Origin of the sequence: Paralimibaculum aggregatum, assembly GCF_030270585.1 — a bacterium.
GTDB lineage: Bacteria > Pseudomonadota > Alphaproteobacteria > Rhodobacterales > Rhodobacteraceae > Thermohalobaculum > Thermohalobaculum aggregatum.
Map to the genome: position 1 here is coordinate 29,818 of NZ_BSYI01000002.1, position 18,723 is coordinate 48,540.

Annotated in this window: 18 protein-coding genes; 10 read left to right on the forward strand and 8 right to left on the reverse strand. The window is 72.7% G+C overall.

Annotated features, from left to right (window positions below; all coding sequences use genetic code 11):
- The first annotated feature begins 70 nt into the window (after window positions 1-70).
- From QSJ97_RS01355 to QSJ97_RS01365, 3 genes are all read left to right on the forward strand, one after another.
- Entirely contained in the window at window positions 71-1,966 is a 1,896-nt protein-coding gene (locus QSJ97_RS01355) for a type I secretion system permease/ATPase (protein WP_285669688.1), read from the forward strand.
- A complete protein-coding gene (locus QSJ97_RS01360; RefSeq protein ID WP_285669689.1) occupies window positions 1,963-3,318 on the forward strand; it encodes an HlyD family type I secretion periplasmic adaptor subunit in 1,356 nt (451 codons plus the stop codon). The genes QSJ97_RS01355 and QSJ97_RS01360 overlap by 4 nt, the downstream gene beginning before the upstream one ends.
- Window positions 3,319-3,506: 188 nt before the next feature.
- Window positions 3,507-4,739: a GNAT family N-acetyltransferase gene (locus QSJ97_RS01365; protein WP_285669690.1), complete on the forward strand. Its 1,233-nt coding sequence runs from the start codon at window positions 3,507-3,509 to the stop codon at window positions 4,737-4,739.
- Window positions 4,740-4,881: 142 nt separating this feature from the next.
- On the opposite strand, the gene QSJ97_RS01370 is transcribed toward QSJ97_RS01365, so the two are convergent.
- The 6 genes from QSJ97_RS01370 to QSJ97_RS01395 form a co-directional block, all read right to left on the reverse strand.
- Complete coding sequence (locus tag QSJ97_RS01370; protein WP_285669691.1) at window positions 4,882-5,373, reverse strand: peroxiredoxin; 492 nt, start codon at window positions 5,371-5,373, stop codon at window positions 4,882-4,884.
- Between the two features lie 70 nt (window positions 5,374-5,443).
- Complete coding sequence (locus tag QSJ97_RS01375) at window positions 5,444-6,199, reverse strand: hypothetical protein (protein ID WP_285669692.1); 756 nt, start codon at window positions 6,197-6,199, stop codon at window positions 5,444-5,446.
- Between the two features lie 137 nt (window positions 6,200-6,336).
- Window positions 6,337-7,104, reverse strand: a complete 768-nt coding sequence (locus tag QSJ97_RS01380; protein WP_285669693.1) for an SDR family NAD(P)-dependent oxidoreductase — start codon at window positions 7,102-7,104, stop codon at window positions 6,337-6,339.
- Window positions 7,105-7,194: 90 nt separating this feature from the next.
- On the reverse strand, window positions 7,195-7,773 hold the full coding sequence (gene rsmD / locus QSJ97_RS01385; RefSeq protein ID WP_285669694.1) for a 16S rRNA (guanine(966)-N(2))-methyltransferase RsmD: 579 nt from the start codon (window positions 7,771-7,773) through the stop codon (window positions 7,195-7,197).
- Between the two features lie 5 nt (window positions 7,774-7,778).
- Window positions 7,779-9,056 (reverse strand): aminotransferase class V-fold PLP-dependent enzyme, encoded by a 1,278-nt coding sequence (locus tag QSJ97_RS01390; RefSeq protein WP_285669695.1) that lies wholly within the window; start codon window positions 9,054-9,056, stop codon window positions 7,779-7,781.
- Between the two features lie 387 nt (window positions 9,057-9,443).
- Window positions 9,444-10,439 carry an MDR family oxidoreductase gene (locus QSJ97_RS01395; RefSeq protein ID WP_285669696.1) on the reverse strand — a complete coding sequence of 332 codons (996 nt, stop codon included), beginning with the start codon at window positions 10,437-10,439 and terminating at the stop codon, window positions 9,444-9,446.
- Window positions 10,440-10,590: 151 nt separating this feature from the next.
- On the opposite strand from QSJ97_RS01395, the gene QSJ97_RS01400 reads away from it, so the two are divergent.
- The 4 genes from QSJ97_RS01400 to QSJ97_RS01415 all read left to right on the forward strand — a co-directional run bounded on the left by QSJ97_RS01400 (window position 10,591) and on the right by QSJ97_RS01415 (window position 13,570).
- Window positions 10,591-11,448, forward strand: a complete 858-nt coding sequence (locus QSJ97_RS01400) for a FadR/GntR family transcriptional regulator (protein ID WP_285669697.1) — start codon at window positions 10,591-10,593, stop codon at window positions 11,446-11,448.
- Between the two features lie 44 nt (window positions 11,449-11,492).
- Window positions 11,493-12,110, forward strand: a complete 618-nt coding sequence (locus tag QSJ97_RS01405) for a hypothetical protein (RefSeq protein ID WP_285669698.1) — start codon at window positions 11,493-11,495, stop codon at window positions 12,108-12,110.
- 194 nt (window positions 12,111-12,304) lie between these two features.
- The gene (locus QSJ97_RS01410; protein ID WP_285669699.1) at window positions 12,305-13,321 is read left to right on the forward strand and encodes a ribose-phosphate pyrophosphokinase; all 1,017 of its coding nucleotides are present in this window, start codon (window positions 12,305-12,307) and stop codon (window positions 13,319-13,321) included.
- Between the two features lie 9 nt (window positions 13,322-13,330).
- The gene (locus QSJ97_RS01415; RefSeq protein ID WP_285669700.1) at window positions 13,331-13,570 is read left to right on the forward strand and encodes a hypothetical protein; all 240 of its coding nucleotides are present in this window, start codon (window positions 13,331-13,333) and stop codon (window positions 13,568-13,570) included.
- A gap of 19 nt (window positions 13,571-13,589) precedes the next feature.
- Here the strand turns inward: QSJ97_RS01415 and QSJ97_RS01420 are convergent, their stop codons facing one another.
- Window positions 13,590-13,826 carry a hypothetical protein gene (locus tag QSJ97_RS01420; protein ID WP_285669701.1) on the reverse strand — a complete coding sequence of 79 codons (237 nt, stop codon included), beginning with the start codon at window positions 13,824-13,826 and terminating at the stop codon, window positions 13,590-13,592.
- A 325-nt stretch (window positions 13,827-14,151) separates the two neighbouring features.
- On the opposite strand from QSJ97_RS01420, the gene rpmE reads away from it, so the two are divergent.
- From rpmE to QSJ97_RS01435, 3 genes are all read left to right on the forward strand, one after another.
- Complete coding sequence (rpmE, locus tag QSJ97_RS01425) at window positions 14,152-14,373, forward strand: 50S ribosomal protein L31 (RefSeq protein ID WP_285669702.1); 222 nt, start codon at window positions 14,152-14,154, stop codon at window positions 14,371-14,373.
- Window positions 14,374-14,451: 78 nt separating this feature from the next.
- Window positions 14,452-15,267, forward strand: a complete 816-nt coding sequence (locus QSJ97_RS01430; protein WP_285669703.1) for a division plane positioning ATPase MipZ — start codon at window positions 14,452-14,454, stop codon at window positions 15,265-15,267.
- 45 nt (window positions 15,268-15,312) lie between these two features.
- A complete protein-coding gene (locus QSJ97_RS01435) occupies window positions 15,313-16,617 on the forward strand; it encodes a UDP-glucose dehydrogenase family protein (RefSeq protein ID WP_285669704.1) in 1,305 nt (434 codons plus the stop codon).
- A gap of 475 nt (window positions 16,618-17,092) precedes the next feature.
- Here the strand turns inward: QSJ97_RS01435 and QSJ97_RS01440 are convergent, their stop codons facing one another.
- Window positions 17,093-18,493, reverse strand: coding sequence for a serine hydrolase (locus QSJ97_RS01440; RefSeq protein ID WP_285669705.1), 1,401 nt, complete (start codon window positions 18,491-18,493; stop codon window positions 17,093-17,095).
- Window positions 18,494-18,723: the final 230 nt, after the last annotated feature.

Below are 18,723 nucleotides of genomic sequence, written 5' to 3' on the forward strand. Positions count from 1 at the left end.
CGGCCGGGGCGACGGCACAGCGCCATATGCGCGGCTCACGCGCCCCGCCCACCGCGAGACGGAACCGGATATGAAGAGAGAACACGGCGTAGCCGAATTGCGCAAGGCCATGGGCGAATGCCGATGGCACTTCACCAACGTCGCAATCTTCAGCGTATTCGTGAACCTGCTGATGCTCACGGGTCCGCTGTTCATGCTCCAGACCTATGACCGGGTGCTGACCAGCCGCTCGGAGGAGACGCTCGTCGCGCTGCTGATCCTCGTCACGGCGCTGTTCGGGATGTTCGGCATCCTCGACTTCGCCCGCGGCCGGGTGCTGGCCCGCGCCGGCGCGCGGTTCCAGAGCCTGCTCGACAGCCGGGTGTTCTCGGCGATCCTGCGCCGCTCGGTCTCGCCGGCCGAGCGGGCCCGGCCGAACACCGCCGCGCGCGATCTCGATTCGATCCGCGGCCTGCTCTCGAGCCCGGCGCCCTTCGCCCTCTTCGACGTGCCCTGGACGCCGATCTTCCTGGCGCTGATCTTCCTCTTCCACCCGCTGATGGGCTTCGTCGCGGTCGGCGGCGGGATCATCCTGATCACCCTCACCGCGCTCAACCAGCAGCGCTCGAAGGAGCCCAACGCCGAATACCAGGCGGCGAGCTACGAGGCGGAGAACCTCGGCGAGGCGATGCGCCAGAACGCCGAGGTGGTGCAGGGCCTCGGCATGCACAAGGCCGGCAAGGCGCGCTGGGAGGCGCTCCGCCAGGAGGCGCTGGAGAAGCAGCTGCTGGCCTCGGACCGGACCTCGTCCTACTCCTCCTCCTCGAAGGCGCTGCGCTTCTACCTGCAGTCGGTGATGCTCGCGGTCGGCGCCTGGCTGGTGCTCTACCAGGAGATCTCGCCCGGCATGATGATCGCCGGCTCGATCCTGATGGGCCGCGCGCTGGCGCCGATCGAGCAGGCCATCGGCCAGTGGTCCGGCGCGCAGCGGGCGGTGCGCGGCTGGCGCTCGCTCGGCGAGATGCTGGAGCGCATCGCGCCGGAGGGCCGCAAGACCGAGCTGCCGAAGCCGAAGGGCTATCTCGACGTGCAGAAGGTCTCGGTGCTGGCGCCCGGCGAGGACGTGCCGGCGCTGCGCGGCATCTCCTTCAAGGTCGAGCCCGGCCAGGCAATCGGCGTGATCGGCCCCTCGGGCGCCGGCAAGTCGACGCTGGCCAAGGTGCTCACCGGGGTCTGGCCGCCGGCCGCCGGCAAGGTGCGGCTCGACGGCGCCGCGCTCGACCAGTGGCCGCACGAGGAGCTCGGCAAGCATATCGGCTATCTCGCGCAGGATATCGGCCTCTTCGCCGGCTCGGTGGCGGAGAACATCGCCCGCCTCTCGACGCAGCCGGACGACGCCCAGGTGGTGCTCGCCTCGCAGCGCGCCGGGGCGCATGACCTGCTGCTGAGCCTGCCGCAGGGCTACAACACCCAGATCGGCTATGGCGGCGGCCGGCTCTCGGGCGGCCAGCGCCAGCGCGTGGCGCTGGCCCGCGCGCTCTATGGCGATCCGCCGGTGCTGGTGCTCGACGAGCCCAACGCCAACCTCGACGCCCAGGGCGAGCAGGCGCTGGTCGACGCGATCCGCGACGCCAAGTCCCGCGGCAAGACCGTGGTGGTGATGGCGCACCGGCCCTCGGCGATCGCCGCCTGCGACCTGCTGCTGATGATCGACAAGGGCCTGCAGGTGGACTTCGGCCCGCGCGACGAGGTGCTGAAGAAACGCACGCGCAACTATCCCCAGCTGGTCGGCGGCAAGGGCGGCGCCCGGAGCGGCGCGGCCGGTGCCCAGGCCGGCCAGGCGGCCACGGCGGGCCAGGCGGCGCAGCCCGCGGCCGCGGCTGCCCAGCCCGCGGCGGGCCAGCCCTCCAAGCCCGGCCAGCCGGCGATCGGCGCGACCATCTCGATGGATCCCGCCTCGATGTTCGGCAAGGGGGACAAGCAATGACGCTCAAGCTGCAAGGGCCGGCACCGGCCCCCGCCGCCCAGGCCGCCCCCGCCGCCAAGGGCGACAAGTGGAGCGCCCGCGGCTATGTCCGGCTCGGGCTGATCGGCGTGGCGCTGCTGGTCGGCGGCCTCGGCACCTGGGGCGCCACCGCCAAGCTCGCCGGCGCCGTGGTGGCGCAGGGCTCGCTGCGCGTCACCGGGCAGCAGCAGGTGGTGCAGCACCCCGATGGCGGGGTGGTCGGCGAGATCCTCGTCGAGGAGGGCGACCGGGTCGAGGGCGGCGAGGTCCTCGTGCGGCTCGACGGCACCTCGCTGCGCTCCGAGCTGATCGCGCTCGAGGGCCAGCTGTTCGAGCTGATGGCCCGGCGCGGCCGGCTGATGGCCGAGCAGGCCGAGCTCGACACCATCACCTTCGACCAGGAGCTGCTGGAGGCGGCGGAGGCCGATCCCGACGTGGCGATCCTCGTGCAGGGCCAGCGCAACCTCTTCGAGGCGCGGCGCCAGACCATGGATCGCGAGATCGAGGTGATGGGCGAGCGCCAGGCGCAGATCGAGGAGCAGATCCTCGGCACCGAGGCCGAGCTCAACGCGCTCGGCGAGCAGATCGCCCTGATCGAGGACGAGCTCGAGGATCTCGTGAGCCTCGCCGACCGGGGCCTCACCACCAACGAGCGCGTCGTCAGCCGCAAGCGCGAGAAGGCCCGCCTCGCCGGCCAGCTCGGGCAGATGACCTCGCAGAACGCCCGGCTCAAGGGGCAGATCTCGGAGATCGAGATCGAGCAGCTCCGGATGAAGGACACCCGCCGCGAGGAGGCGATCTCCGAGCTGCGCGAGATCGGCTTCCGCGAGCTCGAGCTGAAGCAGCGGCGGATCCAGCTCAAGGAGCAGCTCGACCGGCTCGACATCCGCGCGCCGCGCGGCGGCATCGTCTACGACAAGCGGGTCTTCGCGCTGAAATCGGTGATCCGCCCGGCCGATCCGATCCTGTTCATCGTGCCCACCGATACCGGCATGGTGATCGAGGCCAAGGTCGAGCCGATCAACATCGACGTGGTCTATCCCGGCCAGGACACGGTGCTGCGCTTCTCCGCCTTCAACACCCGCACCACGCCGGAGCTGTTCGGCTATGTCGTGCGCAAGTCGCCCGACGTGTTCACCGACGAGGCCACCGGCGCGCAGTTCTACAAGGTCGATATCGAGCTGAAGGACGGCGAGCTGGAGAAGCTCGAGGGGCTGGAGCTGGTCGCCGGCATGCCGGTGGAGACCCATATCCAGACCGGCGAGCGCACGCCGCTGAACTACATCGTCAAGCCGATGATGGACTATATCAACCGGGCGGCGCGCGAGGAGTGAGCCGCCCCGGCCCCGCCGGCGCGGCGGGGCCATTTCCCGCGCCGCCGCCCGGCCTTCGCCGCGACCCCGGTCACGGTCCCGGCCACGGGCCCAGTCACGAACCCCGTCGCGGGCCGAACCGCGGGCCTTGACGGCGGCGCCGGATCCCCCAACCTCTCGGTTGTGCTGCGGTTGCGAGGGAGGCCCCGATGGCGGCGATGGATGGCGAGCCCGAGGACCCCTCTGCCGGGCCAGCGGCGGAGGACGGCGCCGAGCTGCAGGTCGAGCTGCACCGCGGCATGGAGAGCATCCCGGCGGCCGACTGGGATGCCTGCGCGGCGCCCGAGCGCGCCGATGGCGGGCGCCCGCTGCAACCCTTCCTGACCCATGCCTGGCTCGCCGCCTTCGAGGAGAGCGGCTCGGCCACGCCCGAGACCGGCTGGGCGCCGCACCACCTCGTCGCCCGCATCGACGGGCGCGCGGTGGCGGCGATGCCGCTCTATCTCAAGGGCCACAGCCAGGGCGAGTATGTCTTCGACCATTCCTGGGCCCATGCCTTCCACCATGCCGGCGGGGACTACTATCCCAAGCTGCAGTCGGCGGTGCCCTTCACCCCGGCCACCGGCCCGCGGCTGCTGGTGCGGCCGGATGCGCCGGTGGCCGCCGACAGCCTGCGCGGCGCGCTGCTGCAGGCGGCGGTGGAGATCGCCGAGGCCAGCGAGCTCTCCTCGCTGCACGTGACCTTCTGCACCGAGGCGGAATGGCGCCTCGGCGGCCGGCTCGGCCTGCTGCAGCGCACCGACCAGCAGTTCCACTGGGAGAACCGCGGCTATGGCAGCTTCGAGGGTTTCCTCGCCGATCTGGCCTCGCGCAAGCGCAAGGCGGTGCGGAAGGAGCGCGCCCGCGCCACCGAGAACGGCGTGACCATCCACTGGCTCACCGGCGACGACATCCGCCCCGAGCACTGGGACGCCTTCTGGCGCTTCTACCAGGACACCGGCAGCCGCAAATGGGGCACGCCCTATCTCACCCGCGCCTTCTTCGAGATCGCGCAGGCGCGGCTGCGCGACGACATCCTCCTGGTGTTCTGCGCCCGCGAGGGCCGCTGGATCGCCGGGGCGATGAACGTGATCGGGCGGGAGGTGCTGTTCGGGCGCTACTGGGGCTGCACCGAGCACCACCCCTGCCTGCATTTCGAGACCTGCTACTATCAGGCGATCGACTTCGCCATCGCCGAGGGGCTGGCCCGGGTCGAGGCCGGCGCGCAGGGCGATCACAAGCTGGCCCGCGGCTATGCGCCGGTGACCACGCATTCGCTGCACCACCTGACCCATCCGGGGCTGCAGGCGGCGGTGCGGCGCTATCTCAAGGGCGAGCGCCAGGCGGTCGCCGAGGAGAGCGCGGCGCTGGCGCGGATGACGCCGTTCCGCAAGGGCGACTGAGCGCAGGGGCGACCGGCCGCAGGGGCGACTGGGCGCAGGGGCGACAGGCCGCAGGGGCCACAGGCCGCAGGGGCGACCGCGCGCAGGCAGGGCGCCGGCGCCCGGGGAAGGCCCCCGGATGCCGGCCGGATCGGGCGGCGCCTCAGCCCGCCATCGCGGCCATCAGGGCCTCGGCGGAGGTGTTGCCCGCCTCGCCCGGATTGTCCTCGATCTTCAGCACCTTGACCGTGCCGTCCTCGACCAGCGCGGCGAAGCGCTTGGCGCGGCCGACGAGGCCCACCACATCGGCCGAGAAGTCGAGCCCCATTGCCTTGACGAAGCCGCCCGCCGGGTCGCCCACCATGCGGATGCCGGCCTCCGAGGCGCCGGTCGCGGCCCCCCAGGCACCCATCACGAAGGGGTCGTTCACCGAGAGGCAGACCACCGCGTCGACGCCCCGCGCCTTCAGCGCGTCCATGCCGTTGACGAAGCTCGGCACATGGGTGTTGGAGCAGGTCGGCGTGAAGGCGCCGGGCACCGCGAAGAGCGCCACGGTCTTGCCGCCGAAGAGCTCGGCGGTGGTGACCTGGCCGGGGCCTTCCGCGGTCATCTCGAGCAGCGTCGCCTCGGGGAGCTTCTGTCCGGTCTCGATCATCGCATGTCCTTCCCTGGTTGCATGACGGTCCGCGCCAGCATCTAGCCGGATTCGTCGCCGCAGGGAACAGTCACGCGCGCGCGGCCGCCGCCCGCCGCCGCAGCAGGCCCAGCATCCCGAGCGCCGAGAGCAGCAGCGGCAGCGCCGCCGGCACCGGCACCACCGGCCCCTCCGCCCCGGTCACGCCGCCGCCCCAGACGATGTCCGGGTCGTGGTCGAGCAGGCTCGCCGAATTGCCGAACACCAGCGAGCTGACGAAATCGCCCTCGGCCAGCCCGAGATCGCCGAGATCGAGCCCCAGCACATAGACGCCGAAGCTGGTGGCGGAGCCGCCGACCTGGGCATCGGTGAGAAAGCCGAGCACGGTGAAATCGGCAAACGTGCCGGCCGCGCCGGTGAGGCTGGCGGAGAGGTTCTCCACCTCGTCGTTGGTCGGGTCGTTCGCCGGCACCGGGTTGTTCGCGGCATCGGTCGGGGTATCGCCCGATTCGAAGGCGATGATGTCGATGCCGGGAATGTTGAGGATGGTGTTGATGAAGAACGCCTCGAGATAGACATTGGCGTTGCCCGCCCCGGGATCGGAGCCGAGGAAGTTGAGCCGGCGCTGGGCGGCGCTGTCGTCGATGAACACCCCGCCCCAGTTGTTCCCGAGCGCGCCGATATCGGCATAGCTGTGGGAGTTCGTCGAGTAGCTCCCGGTTGCCGGTCCGAAACTCTCCACTCCGAGGGCGGGATTGACGTCATAGCTGCCGCCGATCACCACCGCCTGCGCCGCACCGGCACCAAGACCGAGAGAGAGGGCGACGGCTGAAACGAGACTGCGCATATTTCACTCCTTGAATAATCATACTTACGAACTACATCTGAAATTGTATAGGATTCGGCGAAAACGAGAAGTATCAAACTGCCTCGACGTAATCCGGGGCAGGCCGGGCGGTCAGCGGTGCGGGATCGGGGCGGCGCTCAGCGCATCCCCATGCGGATCGCGCCGTCGATGCGGATCACCTCGCCGTTCATGTAGGCGGTCTCGACGATGAAGCCGGCGAGGCGCGCGAACTCCGCCGGGTCGCCGAGGCGGGAGGGATAGGGCACCTGCTGCGCGAGGCTGGCCTGCACCTCCTCCGGCAGCGCCTTCAGCATCGGCGTCGCGAAGGTGCCGGGCGCGATGGCGCAGACGCGGATGCCGTCGCGGGTCAGATCGCGCGCCGCCGGCAGGGTGAGCGCCGCGACGCCGCCCTTCGACGCGGCATAGGCGGCCTGCCCGATCTGCCCCTCATAGGCGGCGACCGAGGCGGTGTTGACGATCACCCCGCGCTCGCCGTCCGCGCCAAGCGGCTCGAGCCCGCGCATCGCCTGCGCCGCCATCGCCATCACCCGCATGGTGCCGAAGAGGTTGACCGCGACCACCGCCTCGAAGAGATCCATCGGATGCGCGCCCTTCGAGCCCGCGACCTTGGCCGCCGGCGCGATCCCGGCGCAGTTGATGGCGATCCGCGCCGGCCCGTGCGCCGCCGACGCGGCCTCGAGCGCCGCCGCCACGCTGTCGTCGCGGGTGACGTCGGTCTCGGCGAAGCGCGCGCCGATCTCGGCCGCCACCGCCTGGCCGCGCGCCGCGTCGCGGTCGAGCAGCGTCACCGGCGCGCCGCGCCCGGCCAGCAGCCGCGCGCAGGCCTCGCCGAGGCCGCTCGCCCCCCCGGTCACCACCGCCGGCGTCTCCGCTCCGATCTTCATGGGCCGTCTCTCCCTGTCTGGGCTGCCCCGTCGTGCGCGCCCCGGTCTGCCTGGCGATCTCATAGCAGAGCGCCGCGGCGGGTGCACGGGCTAGCCCGCGGCGGCGCCCTGGAGCAGCAGCGTGATCCGGCTCTCGCCATAGCGGCGGCTGTCCACCGCCTCGGCGCCCTCGGGCGCCGGCGCCGGCTCGGCCGCGGGGCTCTCCCAGACCAGCAGCGCCCCCGGCGCCAGCCAGCCCCCGGCCAGCGCCGAGCCATGCGCCCGCAGGCCGAGATCGCTGCCATAGGGCGGGTCGAGGAACACGAGGTCGAAGGGCGCGTCGCGGCACGGGCCGAGGCGGGTGGCGTCGCGCCGCCAGATCTTGCTGACCCCGGTGAGGCCGAGCCGCTCGACATTCTCGCGAATCAGCGCGCGGGACTTCGGGAAATCGTCGACGAAGACCGCCCGCGCCGCGCCGCGCGAGAGCGCCTCGAGCCCGAGCGCCCCGGTGCCGGCGAAGAGATCCAGCACCCGGGCGCCCTCGAGCGGCGGATAGGCGCCATGCGCCAGAAGGTTGAAGAGCGCCTCGCGCACCCGGTCGGAGGTCGGGCGCAGATGCGCCGCGCCGCCGCCATCGGCCCCGGGAGCCGCCAGCCGATGCCCGCCGAACCGCCCGCCGACGATGCGCATCGCGCTCAGAGCACCCGGTCGAGCGCGGCGATCAGCCGGTCGATCTCCTCCGCGCTGGTATAGTGCACGAAGGAGAGCCGCAGCACGCCGTGCTCCGGGTCCTCGCCCATGGCGCGGATCACACGCGGGGCATAGAAATCGCCGCCGCCGGCCATGATCCGGTGCTCCGCCAGCGCCGCCGCCAGCGCCTCGCCGGGGCGGGCATGGGCGATCGACACGGTGGGGGCGCGGCCGGCCGGATCGGTCGGCCCGAGCACGCGCAGATCGTTGCGGCCCTCGAGATAGGCGAGCAGCGGCGCCGCCCGCGCGATCTCGGCCCCGCGCATCAGGCCGCGCACCCGGGCGGCCCGGCCGTCCGCCGCGGCGTTGCTGGCGAAGTGATGGCTGTGCAGGTCGTCGAAATAGTCGGCGATGCCGGCCAGCGCCGCCACCTGGGCATGGTCCGGCCCGGCCGGGGTGAGCCGCTTGGCGCGGTAGCCGGCGTTGAAGCCGTGCCCCTCGCAGGGCAGCCGGTCGACCAGCGCCGGGTCGGCCACCATCACCCCCTGATGCGGCCCGTAGGTCTTGTAGGCCGAGAACAGGTAGACATCCGCCCCGAGCGCGGCCACGTCCGGCAGCCCGTGCGGCGCATAGGAGACCCCGTCGACCACCGAGACGGCACCGGCGGCGCGCACCTTCGCGGTGATCTCCGCCACCGGGTTGATCGCGCCGACGATGTTGGAGCAGTGCGGGAAGGCGACCAGCGCCGTGCGCTCGGAGAGCAGCGCGTCGAGCGCCGCCGGGTCGAGCCGGCCGGTGCCGGGGTCCACCTGCCACTCGCGGATCGTGATGCCCTCCTCGGCGAGCCGGCGCCAGACGCCGCTGTTGGCCTCGTGGTCCTGCTCGGTGACGACGATCTCGGCGCCGGCGCGGCCCCTGAGATGCCGCCGGAAGGCCTGCGCCAGCACATAGGTGTTCTGGCTGGTCGAGGGCCCGACATGCAGCCAGTCCGGCGCGACGCCGAGCCAGGGCGCGAGCCGCTCGACCGCCTCGTCCATCCAGGCCCCGGCGCGGCGCGCGGCCGGATAGGGCGCATAGGGCTGCACCTTGGTGCGGGTGTAGAACTCGGTCAGCCGGCGCAGCACCTGGCGGCAGGGATAGGAGCCGCCGGCATTCTCGAAGAAGGCCCAGCCGGCGAGCGTCGGCTCGGCCAGGGCCGGGAACGCGGCGCGGACATGCGCGATGTCGAGCGCGGGTGCGGCGGCGGCGGTGTCGGTGATGTCGGTGTCGGCAGTGGCGGTCATGCGTCTTGCCCTCCCCTCGGGTCGCGGTTCAGGGGAGTGCCGGCCCGGACAGGGGCACACCCCGATCAGGCAGGTCTTCCAGCCGAGCCGGCCGGCCAGGGCGGCCGCCGGCAGCCCGCGCAGGGCACGGACGCCTCCCGATTAGGCGATGGTCCGGGAGAGGTCAAGCAGGGCGGCGCGCGCCCCACCCCTGCACCGTCGCGGCGGCTTCGCGGGCATCGCGGCCCACCCACGGCGCGCGCCGCCATCGCCAATCGGTGCGCCGCCGCGGGGCCGCGGCGCTCGGTCCAGCGAAGCGACGGACCGAGCAAGGGGGGAATCTCCGTCCCGGCGCAGCCGGGGCGGAGGCCGCAAGGTCGGGCCGCCTCCCCGCGCCGCGCCGGCGGCTCAGAGCGCCACCACCACGCGGCCCTTGACCCCGCCCTCGAGGATCTTCGGCCCGAGCGCCGGCAGCTCCTCCAGCGTCGCCGCGACCGTCATGCTGTCGAGCAGGTCCATGTCGAGATCGCGGGCGATCCGGCCCCAGGCGGCGATCCGGTCGGCGCGCGGGCGCATCACCGAATCGATTCCGAGCAGGTTCACCCCGCGCAGCAGGAAGGGGATCACCGTGGCCGGCAGCGCCGCGCCGCCGGCGAGCCCCACCGAGGCCACCGAGCAGCCGTATTTCATCTGCCCGAGCACCCGGGCCAGCATCGCCCCGCCGACGGCATCGACGCAGCCCGCCCAGGTCTCGCTCTCCAGCGGCCGCTTGACCGTCTCGTTGATCTCGTCGCGGGGCAGGATGCGCGCTGCGCCGAGGCGCCTGAGATAGTCCCCGGTCTCCGGCCGCCCGGTCACCGCCACCACCTCGTAGCCGAGCCGGCCGAGGATCGCGGTCGCCACCGAGCCGACGCCGCCGGCCGCCCCGGTCACCAGCACCGGGCCGTTCTCCGGCTTCAGCCCGTGATCCTCCAGCGCCATCACCGCCAGCATCGCGGTGAAGCCCGCGGTGCCCACCGCCATCGCCTGCGCCGCGCTCAGCCCCTCGGGCAGCGGCACCAGCCACTTGCCCTTGACCCGCGCCCGCTCGGCATAGCCGCCCCACCAGGCCTCGCCGACGCGCCAGCCGGTCAGCACCACCGGATCGCCCGGCGAGAACTCCGCCACCTCGGAGCTGCGCACGGTGCCGGCGAAGTCGATCCCCGGCACATGCGGATACTTGCGCACCAGCCCGCCGCCGCCGGTGAGGCAGAGCCCGTCCTTGTAGTTCAGCGTGGTGTGGCTGACATCCACGGTGACGCTCTCGCCCGGGGCCTCGGGCAGGCGGTCCTCCTCGATGGACTGGATCGCGGGGGTGACGGTCCCGTCCTCGGCCTTGTCGACGATCAGCGCGCGAAACGGCATGGGTTCCCTCCATCTGTGCTGCCGCTGGGGTTGCGCCACAATGGTCAGACATTTGACGGTTTGACAAGACATCGCGGATTCGCTGAGGCAAAAGGGAGCAGGACACCGCCCGTGCGGCACGGGCAGCAGCGGCAGGATGGCGCGGAACGGCATGGCAGGCAGCGGCAGCGACCACGAGGACGGCGCGGAGACCGGGCGCGCGGAAGCCGGGCGCGCGGAGAGCGGGCGCGAGGGCGCCGGCGCCCCGGCGCCGGAGCGCATCGCGGCGGAGATCCGCCAGCTCATCGTCGAGGGCCGGCTCGGGCCGGATGCAAGGCTGCCCGGCGAGCAGGAGCTGGCGGCGCGCTTCGCGGTGTCGCGCCCGACCCTGCGCGAGGCGCTGAAGCGGCTGGCGGCGCAGAACCTGATCCGCACCCGGCGCGGCGCCGCGGGCGGCAGCTTCGTCAACCGGCTCGGCTGGGCCGAGGCGCGCGAGCAGACCGCGGCGACGCTGACCCTGATGCTCGGCATGGACCCGACCTCGCCCGACGCGGTGGCCGAGGCGCGGCTGGCGCTGCTCACCGCCTGCGCGCCGCTGGCGGTGGCGCGGCGCGGCGCCGGGCATCTCGCGGCGATGCGGGCGGAGATCGCGCTGCAGCGGGCGGAGGCGACGACGGATGTCGAGTTCTGCGCCTCGGATGTGCGCTTCCACCGGGTCTTCGCCGAGGCCACCGGCAACCCGCTGCTGACGCTGCAGGCGGCGGCGGTGATCGATGCGATCCAGCCGCTGCTCAACCGGCTGACCTATCGCGGGCACGACCGCGCGGCGATCGCGCTGCGCCATGCCCGGATCGCGGCGCGGCTCGAGCGGCGCGACCTCGCCGGGCTGCTGGCCGAGCTCACCGCGGCGAGCGCCGAGACCGCGCGCCAGGTCGAGGCGGCGCAGGCGCTGCGCGCCGGGCGCGCCGCTGCGCCGCCGGCGCTCGAGACCGGAACCGGCCCGGCGGCCGACAGGGGAAGCAGGCGATGACGGCAGGCACGAAAACGGCAGGCGCGAAAACAGCGGGCACGAAGATGGCAGGCGGGACGACGGCAAGCACGAGACCGGCGGGCGAGAAGGCGGCGGGCAGCTGGCAGTCGGGCTCCCGGCTCGGGCACAACCAGGGCCCGCCGCTCGACGCCGGGCGCGCCTGGCGGGCCTTCGCCTGGAAGAAGGCGCGGGCCGAGGGGCTGCCGAAGGCGCCGCTCGAGCTCGTCCGCCGGCATGTGGCGCGGGCCGCGGCGCTGGGGCTGCCCTACCCGGTCTATGCCTCGATCCGCCTCGGCACCGGGCGCGACGTCGCGGCGCTGCTGCTGACCGGCGGCGCCCTGCTGGCCGCCCCGGCGGCGCTGCGCCAGGCCCGGCTCGGCGGCCTCGCGCCCGGCGAGCGGCTGCTGCTGGCCGGGCGCGGCGGCGCGGCGCGGGCCCCGGCCGAGGCGCTGGGCATCGCCTTCGCCGCCCGCGGCCCGCTGCCCGACCCGGAGCCGAGCAACGGCGCCCGGCGCCGGGCGATCCGCGCGGTGCTCGACCTGCAGCGGCTGCCCGGCGACACCGTGGTGCTGATCGGCCCGGACCGGCGCCAGAAGGCCTGGGGCGAGGCCGCGCGGCTCGCCGGATTCGTCGCCGCCGAGGATTATTTCGCCGGCGGCTGAGCCCGCCCCGCCCCGCCGCCGACCATGGGTGGGCCACGATGTCCTCGCAACCGCCGCGACATCGCAGGGGTGGGGGAGGCGGCGGGCCCGCCTTGCGGCATCGCCGGCGGTGTGCAAGAAGGCGCCCGACTCTCCGCCGGTTGCGCGGGCGCGGGCCCGGCGGCGGGGGCGGAGCGCGGCGTGTGGGGGAAGAGATGCGGCCATCCGACGAAATGAAGATCATCGCGGGCAATGCCAATGCACCGCTGGCCGAGGCCATCGCCCGGCGCATCGGGGTGCACCAGGGCGGGCAGTTCGGGCCGACCTCGGCGCGGGTCGAGCGCTTCAACGACAGCGAGGTCTGGGTCGAGATCCACGACAATGTCCGCGGCGAGGACGTCTTCATCGTGCAGCCGACCTCGAAGCCGGCCAACGACAACCTGATGGAGCTGCTCATCATCACCGATGCGCTGCGCCGCTCCTCGGCCAAGCGGATCACCGCGGTGATGCCCTATTTCGGCTATGCCCGGCAGGACCGGCGGACCTCGGCGCGCACGCCGATCTCCTCCAAGCTGGTCGCCAACATGATCGAGGCCGCCGGCATCGACCGGGTGCTGACCCTCGACCTGCATGCCGGGCAGATCCAGGGCTTCTTCGACATTCCCGTCGACAACCTCTATGCGGCGCCGCTGTTCGCGCTCGACATCAAGCACCGGCTGAAGCCGGAGGCCGGGATCACCGTGGTCAGCCCCGATGTCGGCGGCGTGGTGCGCGCCCGCGACCTGGCCAAGCGGATCGATGCCGGGCTCGCCATCGTCGACAAGAACCGCCCGCGCGCCGGGGTGATCGACGAGATGGTGCTGATCGGCAATGTCGAGGGCAAGGCCTGCATCATCGTCGACGACATCTGCGACACCGCCGGCACGCTCTGCAAGGCGGCCAAGCTGCTGAAGGACGAGGGCGCCGCCGAGGTCCATGCCTACATCTCGCACGGCGTGCTCTCGGGCCCGGCGGTGGAGCGCATCAGCTCCTCGGTGATGTCGAGCCTCGTGATCACCGATTCGATCGCCCCGACCGAGGCGGTGCGCGCGGCGCCGAACATCCGCGTGGTCTCGGTGGCGCCGCTGTTCGCCCAGGCCATCGTCAATGTCAGCAAGGATACCTCGGTCAGCTCGCTGTTCTCCGAGCACAGCCTGGCGCCGCTCTACGAGGCGCATTACGGCACCGCCTGAGGAGGCCCGATGCCCGAGACCGACCGCCTGGTCTTCTATGCCGTCTGGATCGGCGGCGCCGCGTTGGCCGCCTGGATCGGGCGCCGGCAGGGGCGCAACCCGTTCACCTGCTTCGTCGCCGGCATCGTGGTGACGCCGCTGCTGGCGGTGCCGGTGCTGCTGTGGATCGGCCGCCCGGCACCGAAGCGCGGGGCGGCCGACGGGGCAGGCGGGGCCGACAGGGCCAACGGGGCCGACGGCGAGGGCTGAGCCCCGCCGCCGGCATCGCTCACTTGCCCTCCTGGCGGGCGGCGGCGATCAGCAGCCGGTCCTGCCGGGCAAACTCGCGCTCCAGCTCGCTGTTCGCCCGGTCGAAGCGGCGGCGGATCGGCGCCAGCTCCTCCTCCGAGAGATTCGGGTTGTTGAGCTGGCGGCAGAGCTGCTCCTCGGTCTGCATCAGCTTGTCGATCGCCCGGCGAACCTTGTTGGCCTGGGCGCGGATCGGGCGAATGTGCTTCATGTCCATCGGTCTTGTCCTTTCGCTTGGTCCGTGTCTCCGGGGGGCTCGTCGGCGAGCGCTGCCCGGTCATGCTCCGGGCAATCGCGGGGCCAAGGAAAATTTTCGCGCTCTGAAGATTATTTTTATTGACATGGCGGATAAGGCTTGATTCGCCCCGCGCGGCACCCGATATGCTGACGTTCGCGTAAACCTGGGCGCCGCCGCCGCCCCGCGCCTTGCGGGGACTTGCAGGCCGGCGCCAAATCGCCTATCAGGCCGGTTCCGAATTGCTGCGCCGCCGGGCACCGACCCGCCGGCAGAGTTGCGACCCGCCAGACGAGAGATCCGACCGATGAAAGCCGACATCCATCCCGAATACCACGTCGTCGACGTCAAGATGACCAATGGCGACATCGTCCAGATGCGCTCGACCTATGGCGCCGAGGGCGACACGATCGCGCTCGAGATCGACCCCACCGTGCATCCGGCCTGGACCGGCGGCAACCAGCGGCTCATGGATGCCGGCGGCCGGGTCTCCAAGTTCAAGAAGAAGTTCGAGGGCTTCGGCTTCTGATCGCGGGCGCCCCGGGGGCGCCCGAAGCAGGCGGGCCCGGCCGACCGCGGCCCGCGCCAGACGAGGGGTGGCGGCGCGATGGCGCGAGCGCATGTGATCGTGCTCGGCAACGAGAAGGGCGGGTCCGGCAAGTCGACCACCGCGATGCACCTTCTCGTGGCGCTGCTGCGTGACGGCCACGAGGTCGGCGCGCTCGACCTCGACCTGCGCCAGAAGAGCTTCTTCCGCTATCTCGAGAACCGCCACGCCTACGGCGCGCGCGAGGGCACGCCGCTCAAGCTGCCGCGGATGATCGAGCTGGCCCGCTCCGGCGCCTCGCATCGCGAGACCGCGAACGAGGAGGACCGGGCCAATCTCGAGGGCGCCATCGACAAGCTCTCCTCGACCTGCGCCTTCATCGTGATCGACACCCCCGGCGCGGTCAGCGCGCTGACCCAGTCGGCCCATGCCGCGGCCGACACGCTGATCACCCCGATCAACGATTCGATGGTGGATTTCGACCTGCTCGGCCGGGTCGATCCGGCGACCAACAAGGTCAAGGGCCCCTCGGTCTATTCCGAGATGGTCTGGACCTCGCGCCAGCGCCGCGCCTCGGCCCGCCTCGGCCCGACCGACTGGGTGGTGCTGCGCAACCGCATGGCCCAGCTCGAGAGCCGCAACAAGCGCAAGGTCTCCAACGTGCTCGAGGACCTGGCCTCGCGGATCGGCTTCCGCATCGTGCCCGGCTTCTCCGAGCGGGTGATCTTCCGTGAGCTGTTTCTCAACGGGCTGACCCTGCTCGATCTCAAGCAGTCCGGCTTCATCAATCTCACCCTCAGCCATATCGCTGCGCGGCAGGAAGTGCGCGACATGGTGAAGGCGCTCAAACTGCCCGGGGTCGGCCCGGTCCGCTGAGGCCGCGTTCCCCGGGGAGCCATCTGGCAAACGGCGGAGGATGCCATGCGGATCGTGATGATCGGGTCGGGCTATGTCGGCCTCGTCTCCGGCACCTGCTTCTCGGATTTCGGGCATGATGTCGTCTGCGTCGACAACAACGCCGCCAAGATCGAGGAGCTGAGGGCCGGCCGGGTGCCGATCTTCGAGCCCGGGCTCGACGACCTGCTGGCCCGCAACACCGCCGCCGGGCGGCTCGCCTTCTCCACCGACCTGGCCGGCGCGGTGGCCGAGGCCGACGCGGTGTTCATCGCCGTCGGCACCCCGACCCGCCGCGGCGACGGCCATGCCGATCTCACCTTCGTCTATGCCGCGGCGCGCGAGATCGCGCGGCATCTCAGCGGCTACACGGTGGTGGTCACCAAGTCGACCGTGCCGGTGGGCACCAACCGCGAGGTCGGCCGGATCATCGCCGAGGTCGCGCCGGAGGCCGATGTCGACATCGCCTCCAACCCCGAATTCCTGCGCGAGGGCGCGGCGATCGAGGATTTCATGCGCCCCGACCGCGTGGTCTGCGGCACCGCCAGCCCGCGCGCGCAGGCGGTGCTCAACGAGATCTACCGCCCGCTCAACCTCCGCGAGACGCCGGTGCTGTTCACCGATGTCGAGAGCGCCGAGATGATCAAGTATGCCGCCAATGCCTTCCTGGCGACCAAGATCACCTTCATCAACGAGATCGCCGATCTCTGCGAGAAGACCGGCGCCGACGTGCAGCAGGTCGCCAAGGGGATCGGGCTCGACGGGCGCATCGGGCCGAAATTCCTGCATCCGGGCCCGGGCTATGGCGGCTCCTGCTTCCCCAAGGACACCGCGGCGCTGGCCCAGACCGGGCGCCAGCACGCCGCGCCGGTGCGCATCGTCGAGACCGTGATGGAGGTCAACGCGGCGCGCAAGCGGGCGATGGTCGAGCGCATCATGCTGGCGATGGACGACCGCGTCGCCGGCCGGCGCATCGGCGTGCTCGGCGTCACCTTCAAGCCCAACACCGACGACATGCGCGACGCGCCGGCGCTGACCATCGTGCCGGCGCTGATCGGCGCCGGCGCCGAGGTGCGGGTCTGCGATCCGGAGGGCCGCAAGGAGGGCGAGGCGCTGCTGCCCGGGGTGATCTGGGAGGCCGACCCCTATGCCGCGGCGGCCGAGGCGGATGCGCTGGTGCTGCTGACCGAGTGGAACGCGTTCCGCGCGCTCGACCTCGTGCGGCTGAAGGCGGCCATGCACGGCGACGTGCTGGTCGACCTGCGCAACGTCTACCGCCCGGCCGAGGCGCGCGCGGCGGGCTTCGCCTACAGCTCGATCGGCCGGCGCTGAGACCGCGGGCGGAGCGCCGCGCCGGGCCGGGCGCCGCGTGGCCGTCGTCCCGCCCGCGGCGCGGTCCCGCCGATCCGCCCGGTGGCAACCGGCGCCTTTGCCGCACGAAGCACGAGTGACCGGCCCCTGGCGGCGCGGCGGCGCCGGGCGGGGCCCTGCACAACCGCCGCGCCCCTTCTCCGGCCGCCTCGAGGGCGCCGCGTCCGGCGTCGCCCTGTCTCGCCCCCGCCCCGCCCGCGGCGCGTTTCGAAGTGTGCACCGGCTGCAACGGGCGCCCCTCCGCCGGGGCCCGCGAAACGCCCGCCGCCGCGCCGCGGGAGACCGGTGCCGGCCTGCGCGACGCCGGACGCGGCGCCCTGGAGGCTGCTGGAGAGGGGGGCGTTTCGCCGAAGCGGGGCGGGTTTTGCGGTCCGGCTCCGGGCGGCGGGGTGGGGCGGGCGCAGGCGCCTGCCCCGTCGTCCCGGATCCTGGCGGATCAGCGGCTGGGCGCGATCGCCATGCAGTCCTTGCCCGAGGCCTCGAGCTGGCTGCAGGCGCTGCGGGCCTCGTCCGCGCCGAGGCCCTGCACCCGCACGAGATACATCGCGCGCCCCGCCCGGCGGCGCTGGGCGATCGCCGGGCTGCCCTCGCTCAGCACCGGGATGCCGGCGCTGGCGATGGTGCGCACGCGCCGCTCGGCGCTCTGCCGGTCGCGATAGGCGCCGAGCTGGATCTGCCAGTCCCCCGCCGCGCCGCGCGGCCGCGCCGCCGGCACCGGCACGCCGCCCGCCGGCACCACGAGGCTGCCGGCCGAGGCGAGCCGCACGGTCTTCGGCTCGGGCCGTGCCGCGCGCCGGCCGGGCGCCGGGCGCGGCAGCTCGGCATAGAGCGGCGCGTGGCGGCTGAGATCGCGCGCCGCGGCGGCGGCCGGGCTGGCGAGCGCCGAGCCGAGCGCGGCGATGCCGGTGGCGGCGGCGCCGGGCCTCGGCTGCGGCAGCGGCGCCTTCGCCACCGCGCCGTCGCCCTTGCCGGCCCGCTGCGGCGGGATCTCGGCGACCCGCGCCGGCACCCGCTTGAAGCCCATGTCGAGCAGCCGGGCGATGCGCTGGTTGCGCCAGCGCGAGCTCTTGCCGCCCATCAGCACGGCGACGACGCGCCGGTTGCCGCGCTTCGCCGCCGCCACGAGGTTGTAGCCGGCGGCGCGGGTGTAGCCGGTCTTCATCCCCTCCGCGCCGCTGTAGCTCGCGAGCAGGCGGTTGGTGGTGTAGACCCGCTTGCCGGCGGCGGTGGCCGAGCGGCGGCCGAAGATGTTGTAGTATTGCGGGAAGTCGAAATAGAGCGCGCGCGCGAGCTGCGCCATGTCGCGCGCGGTGGAGAGGTGCCCCGACTGGGTCAGCCCGTGCGGGTTGCGGAAGGTGGTCTGCGCCATGCCGAGATCGCGGGCCTTGTTGGTCATCAGCCGGGCGAAGCCGCGCTGGCTGCCGCCGATCGCCTCGGCCAGCGCCATCGCGGCGTCGTTGGCGGACTTGATTGCGGTGGCGCGGATCAGGCTGCGCACGCTGACCCGCTGGCCCGGGCGCATGCCCAGCTTGGAGGGCGGCTGGCGCGCCGCCTTGCGCGAGATCCGCACCTTCTGGTCGAGCCGGAGCTGGCCGGTCTCGAGCGCCTCGAAGGCGAGATAGAGCGTCATCAGCTTGGTCAGCGAGGCCGGGTGCTGGCGCCGGTCCGCGCCGCGGGCGTGGACGACCTTGCCGGTTCGCATGTCCATGACGATGGCGGCATAGGGCGCGGCCGCCGCCGGGCCGGGGGCCGCGAGCCCCGCCCCCAGCGCGACCGAGAGCGCCACCGCCATGATTCCGAATAGCCTGCGGACTGCCCGCGGTATCTCCTGCACCATCGCTTGCCTCTTCGCCCCTCTGGTGGGGGTTATCGTTATGTTGCCGGGATCGTTAACACCCCGTTGCCGTGCCTGCCTGTTCTGCCAGCCTAGCATAGGCCGTGACTTTAGAGAATCCCTCTTTGCTACGGCAATGCAAGGAAATTCCACGGCGGGTCGGGAGTGGGCCGGCGGCGAGTCGGGGCCGGGCCGGGGGCGAAGCGGGAGGCAAACCGGGGGGCGAGCCGGGG